This window comes from Pseudoalteromonas sp. ABE4_541, assembly GCF_056312285.1.
On record NZ_JBSVEM010000006.1, the window covers coordinates 16,218 to 29,767 of the forward strand.

Annotated in this window: 9 protein-coding genes; 3 read left to right on the plus strand and 6 right to left on the minus strand. The window is 44.8% G+C overall.

The annotated features are described in order from the left end of the window. Positions 1-18: 18 nt before the first annotated feature. Entirely contained in the window at positions 19-1,341 is a 1,323-nt protein-coding gene (gene pepQ, locus ACW689_RS07480) for a Xaa-Pro dipeptidase (protein WP_476289921.1), read from the minus strand. A 125-nt stretch (positions 1,342-1,466) separates the two neighbouring features. Continuing rightward, positions 1,467-3,353 carry a transglycosylase SLT domain-containing protein gene (locus tag ACW689_RS07485; protein ID WP_476289923.1) on the minus strand — a complete coding sequence of 629 codons (1,887 nt, stop codon included), beginning with the start codon at positions 3,351-3,353 and terminating at the stop codon, positions 1,467-1,469. Between the two features lie 274 nt (positions 3,354-3,627). Between ACW689_RS07485 and fadB the strand changes: the two genes are divergently transcribed. The 3 genes from fadB (at position 3,628) to tusA (ending at position 7,391) form a co-directional block, all read left to right on the plus strand. Next, on the plus strand, positions 3,628-5,790 hold the full coding sequence (fadB, locus tag ACW689_RS07490; protein ID WP_476289925.1) for a fatty acid oxidation complex subunit alpha FadB: 2,163 nt from the start codon (positions 3,628-3,630) through the stop codon (positions 5,788-5,790). A 10-nt stretch (positions 5,791-5,800) separates the two neighbouring features. Continuing rightward, the gene (fadA, locus tag ACW689_RS07495; protein WP_476290271.1) at positions 5,801-6,970 is read left to right on the plus strand and encodes an acetyl-CoA C-acyltransferase FadA; all 1,170 of its coding nucleotides are present in this window, start codon (positions 5,801-5,803) and stop codon (positions 6,968-6,970) included. Between the two features lie 181 nt (positions 6,971-7,151). Further along, complete coding sequence (gene tusA, locus ACW689_RS07500) at positions 7,152-7,391, plus strand: sulfurtransferase TusA (protein ID WP_476289927.1); 240 nt, start codon at positions 7,152-7,154, stop codon at positions 7,389-7,391. Between the two features lie 12 nt (positions 7,392-7,403). On the opposite strand, the gene ACW689_RS07505 is transcribed toward tusA, so the two are convergent. The 4 genes from ACW689_RS07505 to gyrB all read right to left on the minus strand — a co-directional run bounded on the left by ACW689_RS07505 (position 7,404) and on the right by gyrB (position 13,545). After that, on the minus strand, positions 7,404-7,868 hold the full coding sequence (locus ACW689_RS07505; protein WP_476289929.1) for an early set domain-containing protein: 465 nt from the start codon (positions 7,866-7,868) through the stop codon (positions 7,404-7,406). 102 nt (positions 7,869-7,970) lie between these two features. After that, positions 7,971-10,040, minus strand: coding sequence for a glycine--tRNA ligase subunit beta (gene glyS / locus ACW689_RS07510; RefSeq protein WP_476289931.1), 2,070 nt, complete (start codon positions 10,038-10,040; stop codon positions 7,971-7,973). A gap of 2 nt (positions 10,041-10,042) precedes the next feature. After that, positions 10,043-10,942 carry a glycine--tRNA ligase subunit alpha gene (gene glyQ / locus ACW689_RS07515; protein WP_476289933.1) on the minus strand — a complete coding sequence of 300 codons (900 nt, stop codon included), beginning with the start codon at positions 10,940-10,942 and terminating at the stop codon, positions 10,043-10,045. Between the two features lie 179 nt (positions 10,943-11,121). Continuing rightward, positions 11,122-13,545 (minus strand): DNA topoisomerase (ATP-hydrolyzing) subunit B, encoded by a 2,424-nt coding sequence (gene gyrB, locus ACW689_RS07520; protein WP_476289935.1) that lies wholly within the window; start codon positions 13,543-13,545, stop codon positions 11,122-11,124. Positions 13,546-13,550: the final 5 nt, after the last annotated feature.

A 13,550-nucleotide genomic window follows, 5' to 3' on the forward strand; every position in this document is an offset into this window, starting at 1 on the left:
CCATAATACAACGACTAATTAGTCTAAGTCTAAATCACGAGTCATATTTTCGAGTCTATCCTCATGGACGATAATATTATCTTCAATGCGAATACCACCGTAAGGCTTGAACTGCTCGACCTTTTCCCAATTGATATACTGCTTATTGTCCGTTTGGGCTAAATCTCCCAACAGTGAATCAATAAAATACAAACCTGGTTCAATAGTGAACACTTGCTTAGCCTCTATCTTTCGAGTGCAACGTAAAAATGGATGCCCTTCAGGAGGTGCTTGATGAGAGCCCTGCTCGTCGGCCATAAAGCCACCCATGTCATGTACTTGTAATCCTAGGTGGTGACCTAATCCATGTGGGAAGAAGGTTGAAGTGATGCCTTTGGCAAGAATATCTTCCGCTGGGAGTTTAACAATGCCAAAGTCCGCTAGCACCTGAGCGATACGCGCATGACAATCTATGTGTAATTCACCGTATAACTTACCTGGGTTTAGTGCTTTACCTAATTGAATTTGGTGATCGTTCATGACCTTAACCAGCTCAGCAAATTCACCTTGCTTTGCAAAATCATAGGTACGCGTAATGTCTGACGCATAGCCATTAAAGTTGGCACCAGCATCAATCAAGAATGAACGGTGCTGTGCAGGTGCCTGACGCTCAAAGTGAGTGTAATGCAAAATGGCACAGTTTTCGTTCAGAGCAACAATATTGCCATATGGCGTATCATTTTCCATGTGCTGACACGCCGATAAATATGCTTGCTGGATAGCAAACTCTGAGCCACCGGCATAAAAAGTATCGCGAGCCGCCTTATGACCTAATACCGCCAAGCGGTTCGCTTCGCGCAAACAGCTTAATTCGTATTGCGTTTTATAAGCACGATGATAGTGCAAGTAATTCATGACCGTTTCTGGGTTCATCAATGAGAACCCTAGTGCTTGTGCCACTTCTAAATATTCACCAATGTACGCAAAGTTAGCTTTATCGTATGGCAAAAACTTTTCTACTTGGTCCGGTTGAACCAGTAGCTCAATATCAAAATAATCAGCCCAAAAATCACTCGGTACGTCGGGCACCTTGTGCCAAAAATCGACGGGGCGATAAAAGACTAATTTGGGTTTATCAATCCCATTGACCACTAACCAACAATGCGGATTATCAATTACAGGCAACCAAGCTTTAAACTGTGGATTGACCTTAAATGGATAATACATATCATCCAAAAATTGACGTTTCGCCTGACCAGAATGGATCACCAGACCTTCCAACCCTTCTCGTTCAAGAATGGTTTTTGTGCGCTGCTGCAAAGTTGCGATGTGCTCAGCGTAGTATTGTGCTAATTGTTCCATGGTTAACCGTTTTGTTAGTAGTGATGATTTTGAGTCTAACACATGCCCAGAAAAGCAATCCAGCGAAGTCGCTAGATTGCTATTTGCAAGGTCGTCAAGCTGTCCACTTTCTAATACAGGTACGTTTAGCCACCAATTTGCATCTCAAGTATTGGCGCTAACACATTTCCCTCTCTACCTAGTCGAGTATGGTACACCTGCCGATATGCAAACACATTTTTGACGTAATCGCGCGTTTCTCTATAGGGAATAAGCTCGATCCACAGTTCTGCTGGCATCGCTTCTTTTGGCAACCATCTTTTTATGCGGTGGTAACCGGCGTTGTAAGACGCGGTGGCTAAGATCTCGTTACCGTTGTTTTTCTTTTTCAAGTACTCCAAGTAATCAGTGCCCATTCGAATGTTGGTCGCAGGCTGGAATAGATTCCGTTTGGACACACTTTGTTTACTGATATAACGTGCGGTACTCGGTAATAGTTGCATCAACCCATAGGCATTAGCATGTGAACGCGCGTCAGGTGCAAAAGAGCTTTCTCTGCGTGCAATCGCAATACTCCATGCCACATCGACGTGATTGCGCTTGCTATAGCGGTTAAACAGCTCTTCAAAGGCCATAGGAAAACGCAAGTCAACGTAATCCCACGCTTTGATCTGTGCCAATGTATAAATGGTGCTGTCATACCAATCGAACTCAGAGGCCAATATTGAAGCCGCCAACTTCTCCGCAACACTTGATGTATTGGTCAAATAGTTCCACTCTCGTCTTGCTTGGGTATATCGCTCTAGCTCGTAGAGCGCTTTGGCGCGTTTAAACCCTGGAGCTTGAGATACTTTGGCTAGCAAGCTTGGCGGCACATCCAATGACTTGTTATTGAGAGAAATATCTAAACCCAGACGCCCTGCTGCAAGAAACCCGTAATAATCGCGCTCCGATGCAATGCTTTGCCATAATTGCTCCGCTCGTTCGGTTTGCCCACGTTGTGCATAACTGTATGCCAACCAATATTTTTGCCCATGACTAAGAGTATCAACCCCTGTAAACAAGGCCGCAATACCTGACCAGTCTTGCTCTTTGAGCATGTTACTCATGAGCCATTGGCGCAGCTTGCTATCTTGTTTTTCAACAGGCACCTTATTTAACCAAAACCGAGCTTGAGGATGACCTTTGGAGGCCAATGCCAAAGCAAATCGGTAGGCCACACTCTCCTTTTGCTGATCGCTAAACTCGAACATTCTTTGCAATTTATCCCACGCACGTAACGCCAATTTTTGGTCACGCCAAATCAACCTACGAATACCATAAACCGCAATCTCAGACTCTTTTTTATTGCGCTTTTTATAGCGATAAAGCCCCGCAGCAGCGCTCGGATCACGCCTTACCGTGGTATAAAGATCTGCAAGATATGCTTCATGCTCGGGTAGCAATGTTTTCAGGTAGCGAAGTAGTGACACTTGGCCGCCTTGCGCAGCCGAGGTGATACGTTTCCATACACGTTTGTGCGTTAAATACCCGCCCTTTTTCCACGATGAGAATAACCTATCACAAGCTTTGGGCTGCGATTTACCCACAGTCCACAAATCACTGACTTGCTCAAGTATGGCTTTTTTCGGAGCGCCCAAATCAAGTTGATACTGCAAATAAGTGCACTGCAAATTTGCATCTGTGGTATCGCGATAATATTCCACAAACAGCGCTTTTTTATTGCTGCGCTTTAAATGTTTCAGCCAGCTTTCTCGCACAGGCCATTCGAGCGGCGTGCTTTGATAAACATTTAAAAAATTGGCGATTTCTTGATGATATTTCATACGTGGATGGCGTTCATAAAATGCCATTTCAACATAAGGCTTAAGCGGATGATCTAACTGCCCAATCGCCTGTTTGTATGCTTTGTAATTGCCAGACCAAGCAATGCGCTCAGCCCGCTTAAATACTTCATGGTCGTCGCTCCCCGATGAAAACCAGCTGGTGATCCCCAAACCAGTCGCAACAACCGATAAGATCCATGATTTCATATCAACCTGTTAAGTAGTTTGTCTTTAAAAACGCGCGAAGAATACAGGCTTACATAATTCATCTTCGCAACCCAACTTATAAAGCAAAGCCAGAAAATCCTGACTAGGCTGTAAGTGCTTAAAACGAGACTCAGTCACCATAACATCAAAGCACGTGCTTTTTAAGGTATGGGTAAACACTGAGTAAATTTTTCATTGCAATTTTCATTTAAAGCGGCCAAACTGGGTGAAATAGCAACTCATCGTACCAGTGTAAACACACGGGAGAACAAGCATGTTATACAAGAGCGAGTCCTTTGTTGTTGATTTTTGCAAAGGCAAGATTGCTGAATTCAAATTTTGTATGCCGGGTTCGGTTAACAAACTATCTCAGCAAACCCTAAAAGAATGCGCTCAAGCATTCCAAGAATTAAGCCAGCGCGACGATATTGACGCGATGGTATTCACCAGTGATAAAGACCACTTCATTATTGGTGCTGACATCTTCGAATTTTTACCTACTTTCCAGCGCCCAGAAGAAGAACTTGTTGGCTGGATCAAAGATGCCACTGACGTATTTGACGCCATTGAAGATTTACCTTTCCCAACCGCTTCTGCCATCCATGGATTAGCATTAGGTGGCGGCTGTGAATGGTTACTTGCTACCGACTTCCGTATCGCGAGCAGCACCGCAAAAATTGGCTTGCCAGAGGTAAAACTCGGCATCATGCCAGGCTTTGGTGGTACCGTACGTCTTCCTCGCTTAATCGGCGCTGACAATGCCATGACATGGATCAGCACAGGTAAAGAAAACCGCGCTAACGATGCACTCAAAGTAGGCGTAGTCGACGGTGTGGTTGCACCAGAGAAGTTATTTGATGCTGCAATTCGCGTATTAGAGCAAGCGGTTGAAGGTAAGCTTGATTGGCGCGCAAAACGTCAAGTGAAGCTTGAACCACTGAAAATGAACCGCACAGAGCAAGGCATGAGCTTTGCGATGGCAGAAGGCATGGTATTGGGTCAAACAAAAGGCCATTACCCTGCACCACTGATGGCGGTTAAAACCATTAAAGCAGCAGCAGGTTTAGGTCGTGCTGAAGCAATGGCACTTGAAAATGCTAACTTCGCCAAATTGGCGAAAACCAAAGAAGCGGCTGCGCAAACTGGTATCTTCTTAGCAGATCAATACATCAAAGGTGTCGCGAAGAAACAAGCCAAAGCCTCAAAGCTTGAGATCAAACAAGCCGCGGTACTCGGTGCTGGCATCATGGGTGGTGGTATTGCTTATCAGTCAGCCTACAAAGGCACACCGATTGTGATGAAAGACATCAACCAATCAGCCCTTGATCTAGGTATGAATGAAGCGGCAACCATCCTTGGGAAGAAAGTACAACGTGGCCACATGGCCATGGATAAAATGGTTGCAACCCTAGGTAAAATTAAGCCGACATTGGAAGAGCGTGATTTAGAGCATGCTGACATCATTGTTGAAGCGGTTGTTGAAAATCCAAAGGTAAAACAAGCGGTGCTTTCAGCTTTGGAAGAGCAACTACCAGAAGGCACAGTGTTAACTTCTAATACTTCGACCATTCGTATTGATGAATTGGCATCAGCGTTAAAGCATCCAGAAAACTTCTGCGGCATGCACTTTTTTAACCCTGTACCCAAAATGCCATTGGTTGAAATCATTCGCGGTGAACAAACGTCGGAAGACACTATCAACGCCGTTGTTGATTACGCATTAAAGCTTGGTAAGTCACCGATTGTTGTCAATGATTGCCCGGGCTTCTTCGTTAACCGAGTACTGTTCCCATACTTCGCTGGCTTCAGCCAAATGGTTGTTGAAGGTGCTGATTTCACACAAATCGACAAAGTCATGGAAAACATCTTCGGCTGGCCGATGGGTCCTGCATACCTCCTTGATGTTGTCGGTATAGATACCGCAAATCATTGTACTGGTGTGATGGCAGATGGCTTCCCTGAGCGTATGGCTCGCCAAGAAAAAGACCCTGTTGCGGTGCTCGCTAACGCAGAGCGTTTTGGCCAGAAGAACAAACAAGGCTTTTATCAGTACGCACCTGATCGCAAAGGTCGCCTGAAAAAATCTAAAGATGCAGCATCGGTTGAACTACTGAGCAGCATTTGTGAGCCAAGCAAAGAGTTTGATAAACAAACCATCATTGAACGCTGTATGGTACCTATGCTGAACGAAGTCCTCCTTTGTTTACAAGAAGGTATTGTCGCTTCTGCGCAAGAAGCTGATATGGCATTGATTTATGGTATCGGCTTCCCTCCATTTAGAGGGGGTGCATTCCGCTACCTTGACCAAGTTGGTTTAGCAAACTTTGTTGCCATGGCAGATAAATACGCACACCTAGGTGCGATTTATCAAGTGTCTGAGCAAACTCGCGCATGGGCAAACGAAGGTAAAGTGTTCTATTCAGTGGAGGGCCAGTAACATGTCAACTATGCAACAAGCTGTAATCGTCGATTGTCTTCGCACCCCAATGGGCCGCTCAAAGAATGGCGTATTCAAACATCGCCGCGCTGAAGACTTAAGCGCACACTTGATGAAAGGTATTTTAGAGCGCAACCCAAGTGTAGATCCTGCGTCTATCGACGACATTTATTGGGGCTGTGTCCAGCAAACCTTAGAGCAAGGATTTAACGTTGCGCGTAACGCCGCACTCCTTGCAGGTATTCCTCATACAGTACCAGCTGTAACCGTAAACCGTTTATGTGGCTCATCAATGCAAGCACTTCATGATGCTGCGCGCGCTATAATGACCGGTGCCGGTGATACGTACTTGATCGGTGGTGTTGAGCATATGGGTCATGTACCAATGACCCATGGTGTCGACTTCCACCCAGGCCTATCCACATCAATTGCACAAGCTTCAGGTTCGATGGGCTTGACCGCAGAATACCTAGCGACTATCCATGGTATTAGCCGTGAGCAACAAGACCAATTCGCTTATCGTTCACACCAACGTGCTCATGCAGCGACTGTCGAAGGCCGTTTTTCACGTGAAATCTTACCGATGGAAGGCCATGACGATGATGGTGTACCGGTATTGGTAGAGCACGATGAAGTAATTCGTCCAGAAACAACAGTTGAAGGCTTAAGCCAGTTGCGCCCAGTATTTAACCCTGCATCGGGTACTGTGACCGCAGGTACCTCTTCAGCGTTGTCTGATGGCGCTTCTGCCATGTTGGTCATGAGTGAAAGTAAAGCCAAAGAGCTTGGTTTACCTATTCGCGCTCGTATTAAGTCAATGGCCGTTGCTGGCTGCGATCCATCTATCATGGGCTACGGTCCGGTTCCAGCAAGTAAAAAAGCGCTACAGCAAGCAGGTATCACAATTAACGATATCGATGTAGCAGAGCTTAATGAGGCATTTGCCGCACAGTCACTGCCTGTACTTAAAGACCTAGGGCTACTTGAAGTCGCTGACGAAAAAGTAAACCTAAATGGTGGTGCCATAGCATTAGGTCACCCACTAGGTTGTTCAGGCTCACGTATCAGCACATCTTTGATCCACATTATGGAAGATAAAAACGCTAAATATGGCTTAGCAACAATGTGTATCGGATTGGGGCAAGGTATCGCGACGATATTCGAACGAGTCGATAATTAATCATCCCTGAGCCAAGTAAGTTGTCAGCTTGGCTATTTCAATTCAACTTGGTGACAAAGGCAAAGTAACGTTTTTACTTTGCCTTTTTTCTTGCCATATTGCACTGTTTAGTTTATTTGTCACTTTTCTATGGTTAAAATAGCACCCCAATAATTTTAGCTAGATGTAAGTGAGTTAGCCTATGCCATTTTCGAATCCCGATCATACTCTTGATGCTGTGGGACTTCGCTGCCCAGAACCAGTGATGATGATCCGTGGTATGGTGCGCAAAATGGATGATGGCGAAACCTTGCTGATTCTGGCTGATGACCCGTCAACAACGCGAGACATTCCCAGCTTCTGTGAATTTATGGATCACACGTTAGTTGCCCAAGATATTGAGCAAGTACCTTTTAGATATGTGGTAAAAAAAGGCCTCTAGGCCTTAGCTTAACTAACCACGACTGATCATTACGGTTGGTGTACTGCTATCAGTGTAATTAAAAGTAATGGTATACCAGCCCTTTTTGTCTGGCACAAAACTGAAATAGTTGTACACGGTATTGCAATCAGCCAAAGCCGGTTTATTCAATACCAATGAGCCCTGCACCTTGTAACCGCAGTTGTAACCTTGACTCCAATCAGCATCCGCCAATTTAAATTCATACACCTTACCGGGCGTCATAAACTTTGCCTTAACGGTATAAACCCCAGGCTGAGCTTCTTTTATCAGATAATGAGGCTCAGCATCCCATAGTGTAAAATCACCGCGTAGAAACATCGCTCTATCTAACGTATTAACGATGGCCAATTGCCCATTTTCATGACTTAATTGCACTTGGCTTGAGCACGCAGACAACAGCAAAACCATGGTTAAAGTTGCGATTTTCTTCATTTGTGCACCCATAAATTCTTTCATTTTAAACTCTTTAAGTGAACACTTGCTTACTTTATAAACACTTCATTTTGGCTGAAAATAAAAAAGCCAGCACGTTTGCTGGCTTTTAACAATCACTCGCTACTAGTTCTGTAATACAGAAATATCGGCTGTATTTAAGAATAAGCGGCTTAGTTGGCTAAGTAGGGCTAAACGATTTTGCTTCACTGCTTCATCATCTGCCATCACCATCACGTTATCAAAGAAGTTATCAACTGCTTCACGTAGGCTTGCTAGACGCGTTAATGCTTGCTGATAATCACCTTGCTCATAAATTGGCGCAAGCTCTGCTGACAATGCCGCAACTTGCTCTGCAAGTACTTTTTCTGCGGCTTCAGCTAATAGCGCGTCATTTACCTTGGCATCGCTGGTAACATTGTTCTTAGCTAAAATGTTATTTACGCGCTTGTTTGCCGCCGCTAATGCGTCTGCCTCAGTCAATGTGCGGAAATGGCTCACTGCTTTAACACGACGGTCAAAATCAACCGGCGCGCTTGGACGACGGGCAAGTACAGCTTGAATCACATCAACGCTGATCCCTTCATCTTGATACCATGCTCGGAATCGACCCAGCATAAACTCAAGAACATCTTCAGCAACATTATCATTACTTAATTTATCACCGAATAAGGCTTGTGCTTTAGCAACCACATCGTTGATATCAAGCGCGAGCTCTTTTTCCACCATAATACGTAGCGCACCAATTGCAGCACGACGTAAAGCAAATGGGTCTTTATCGCCTTTTGGCGCTTGGCCAATGCCAAAAATACCCACCAATGTATCAAACTTATCAGCTAGCGCAACGGCATAGCTGATGGGGTTTGACGGTAAATCATCGCCTGCAAAACGTGGCATATATTGCTCGTTTTGTGCCAATGCTACTTCTTCTGCTTCTCCATCGATACGCGCGTAATGCATGCCCATTACACCCTGTACATCGGTGAACTCCATGACCATTTCGGTCATTAAGTCTGTTTTACTGAGCAAACCCGCACGCTCAGCCAGTGCTTTATCCGCACCTACTTGCTCAGCAATATAGCCAGCTAACGCAGAAATACGCTCAGACTTATCTTTCAGCGTACCTAATTGCTTTTGGAATAATACAGTATCTAGTGACGCTAAGCGGCTTTCTAGCGTTTTCTTCTTATCGGTTTCAAAGAAGAACTGTGCATCAGCTAAACGCGGACGAACCACTTTCTCGTTGCCTGAGATCACCACGCTTGGATCTTTACTTTCAATGTTCGACACAAACAAGAACTTATTAATTAGCTTGCCGTCATTATCCAGTAACGGGAAGTATTTTTGGTCATCCTTCATCGTGTAGATCAGCGCTTCTGCAGGGACTGCCAAAAACGCTTCTTCGAACGATGCCGTAAGCGTCACTGGCCACTCTACCAATGAGGTGACTTCTTCAAGCAAGTCTTCATCCATCGCTACTTTAGCATTAACCGCTGAAGCCGCCGCTTCAATTTGCTTACGGATCATTTCTTTACGAGTTTGGTAATCAGCTACAACGTACGCGCTTTTAAGCACGTCAAATACTTCGTCCGCATGTTGTACTGTCACACGTTCTGGATGATGGAAACGATGACCTTGAAGCTCATTACTGATCTGCTTGCCCAGTACTTCACCTTGTACTTGAGTACAACCTAATAAAGCCGTCACAGTGTGAACCGGACGAATAAATTGTGTTTTGTGTGCCCCCCAGCGCATAGGCTTAGGAATCGGTAATTTTGCTAGCGCTTTGTTGATTGCACCTGCTAACAGCTCAACCGTTTGTTGACCTTTCACGGTCGCACGGTGCATCAGCCATGCACCTTTATCGGTTTCTAAAGTTTGCGCTTCGCTCACTTCAATACCGCAGCCACGAGCCCAACCTTGCGCTGCTTTAGTTGGATTACCATCAGCATCAAATGCGGCCTTAGTCGCAGGTCCACGCTTTTCTACAACTTTGTCTTGTTGTTGCGTTTCTAGTGCAGCCACTTTTAAACCAAGACGACGTGGCGAGGCATACCAGTCAATAGCTTGATAACCTAATTCTAGCGCAGCTAACTCTGCTGCCATATTTTCACAAAACGCTTCTGCAAGTTTACGCAGTGCTTTTGGTGGTAACTCTTCAGTACCAATTTCTACTAATAGATTGTCAGTCAACATGCTTAATCCTTACAAAGCGGGAAACCAAGCGCTTCACGCGCATCATAATAAGCCTGTGCACACGCTTTTGATAACGCACGTACGCGTAAAATATAACGCTGACGTTCGGTTACAGAGATCGCATGGCGCGCATCTAACAAATTAAATGCATGAGACGCTTTCATAACTTGCTCATAGGCCGGTAAAGGTAAGCCAGCTTCAATCAGCTTTTCACTTTCTTTTTCGCACTGATCAAACTGCGCAAATAACGCGTCGACATCAGCATGTTCAAAGTTATAAGTCGATTGCTCAACTTCGTTTTGATGGAATACATCCCCGTATGTGACTTTACCCATCGGACCATCAGTCCATACAAGGTCGTAAATACTATCTACACCTTGTATATACATGGCTAAACGTTCTAAACCATAAGTAATTTCACCGGTAACTGGTGAGCATTCTAAGCCACCCACCTGCTGGAAGTAGGTAAACTGAGTCACCTCCATACCATTAAGCCATACTTCCCAACCAAGTCCCCAGGCACCTAACGTAGGTGATTCCCAGTTGTCTTCTACAAAACGTACTTCGTGCGTCAGTGTATCAATCCCCATCGCAGCAAGAGAGCCTAGGTAAAGTTCCTGAATATTGTCAGGCGATGGCTTAAGTACCACTTGGAACTGGTAGTAGTGTTGTAAACGGTTAGGGTTTTCGCCGTAGCGGCCGTCAGTAGGACGACGACATGGTTGCACATAGGCGCTCGACATTGGCTCTGGGCCAATCGACTTAAGGAAAGTCAACGGGTGGAATGTACCCGCACCAACTTCCATATCAAGTGGCTGTGCGATTACACAACCCTGTTGGGCCCAGTAGTCCTGTAAAGCCAGGATCAACCCTTGAAAGGTTTTAACGTCATATTTTTGCATAGTTGGCTTATTTATAATTAGGATCGTATTAGCCTTGAAGCATGCCTTATTTAGTTGTGACAGCCAAGGTTTGATGATTGAAAATTACGCTCAGTATACCGCGTGCAGGGTCACGTTTTAAGCGTTAAAATGCAAAAAAGCAGCCATTTGGCTGCTTTTTTTCGGCATTGTATAAATTGTTAAACGTCTAAGTTTACAACTCGTAATGCGTTTGTTTCGATGAACTCACGGCGAGGTTCAACTTGGTCACCCATAAGCGTTGCAAACAATTGGTCAGCTGCAATTGCATCTTCAATGGTCACACGTAACATGCGGCGTGCAGTTGGATCCATGGTTGTTTCCCAGAGTTGGTCTGGATTCATCTCACCGAGTCCTTTATAGCGTTGTGTATACAAGCCGCGCTTAGATTCACCAATCAGCCAATCTAATGCTTCCACGAAACTCTCAACTGGTTGCGTCTTCTCGCCACGCTGAATATATCCACCCTCTTGGATCAGCGTGCTGATCTGCTTACCTGTATGTGCAATACGTACATAGTCTTTAGAAGTGATAAAGTTATAGTCAAGTGTATAAGCCTTATCAACACCGTGCTGACGAATTTTCACAACTGGGTAATACATATGACGTTCATCGTCATAGCTTACTTCAGAGCTAAAAATAGTGGCATCTTCATCACAGTCAATAAGGTCTTTCACGAGCGCTTCTGTCCAAGCCGTTACCTTCGCTTGATCAGCTAAATCCGCTTCAGCTAGTTCTGATTGATAGATAAGGCGGTTGGTTACAGACGCAGGGAATTTACGATTGAGTCGCTCGATAATTTTAACCGTACTTTGGTAATCATTAACGATATTTTCTAAATCCTGACCTTCTACCGGCGTTGCACCTTCGCTTGGGTAAAGCGCTGCACCATTCAGAGCAAGTGACGTTAAGTAAACCGTTAAAGCGGCATCATCTTTGATGTACTGTTCTTGCTTGCCTTTCTTCACTTTGTAAAGCGGTGGCTGTGCAATATACACGTAACCGCGCTCAATGATTTCCGGCATTTGACGGTAGAAGAAAGTCAACAACAACGTACGAATGTGAGAACCATCGACGTCAGCATCGGTCATGATGATGATTCGGTGATAACGCAGTTTCTCTGGGTCATATTCATCACGGCCAATGCCACAACCTAGCGCAGTGATTAATGTTGCGACTTCTTGTGAAGACAACATTTTGTCAAAGCGTGCTTTTTCTACGTTTAGAATTTTACCTTTAAGTGGCAAAATCGCTTGGTTCTTACGGTTACGCCCCTGCTTTGCAGAACCACCCGCAGAGTCACCCTCCACTATATATAGTTCTGAAAGCGCGGGATCTCGCTCTTGGCAATCAGCCAATTTACCAGGTAAGCCAGCTAAATCCATCGCGCCTTTACGGCGTGTCATTTCTCGGGCTTTACGTGCAGCTTCTCGAGCACGTGCTGCGTCAATAATCTTACTTACAACGGTCTTGGCATCGGTTGGATGTTCTAATAAGAACTCACTTAGCTTTTCAGCCATTGCCTGTTCTACTGCAGACTTCACTTCGCTAGATACGAGTTTGTCTTTAGTTTGAGATGAGAACTTAGGGTCAGGCACTTTTACGCTAACAACCGCTGTTAACCCTTCACGCGCATCATCGCCCGTTGCATTACTGGTTGTTTTGGCTTTTTTATTAAAGCCCTCTTTTTCCATGTAATTGTTCAACGTACGTGTTAAAGCAGCTCGGAAACCAGCTAAGTGTGTACCACCATCGCGTTGTGGAATATTGTTTGTAAAACAATAAATGTTTTCTTGGAAACCATCATTCCACTGCATTGAAACTTCAACGCTGATGCCATCTTCACGCTCAGATGTGAAGTGGAAAACACTTTGATGAACAGGTGTTTTCTTACGATTCAAGTACTCAACAAATGCTTGAATACCACCTTCATATTTGAAGTGATCTTTCTTATTCTCTTCTCGTTCATCAGATAAAATGATACTCACACCTGAATTAAGGAATGAAAGCTCGCGCAGGCGTTTTGCTAAAATATCATAGTGAAAGTTGGTGTCTGAGAACGTTTCGCTACTAGGCCAAAAGCGTAACTCGGTGCCGGTTGTATCCGATTCTCCAATCTCTGCCAACGGAGCATCTGGTACACCCATGGTATATTTTTGCTGATGCACTTTGCCTTCACGGCGAATTGTTAATTGTAGTTTTTCAGAAAGTGCGTTTACAACAGAAACACCTACACCGTGTAGACCACCAGAGACTTTATATGAGTTGTCATCAAACTTACCACCCGCATGTAGAACAGTCATGATAACTTCCGCGGCTGATACACCTTCTTCTTCGTGTATAGAAGTAGGAATACCACGGCCATTATCTCGTACTGAGACAGAGCCATCGGTATGGATGGTCACATATATATCGTCACAGTGACCCGCCAGCGCTTCGTCGATTGAGTTATCTACAACCTCGAATACCATATGATGTAGACCAGTCCCATCATCAGTATCCCCTATATACATTCCTGGACGCTTTCTTACCGCATCCAATCCTTTCAGTACTTTAATACTGGACGAATCGTAATTTTCAGACATGGTTT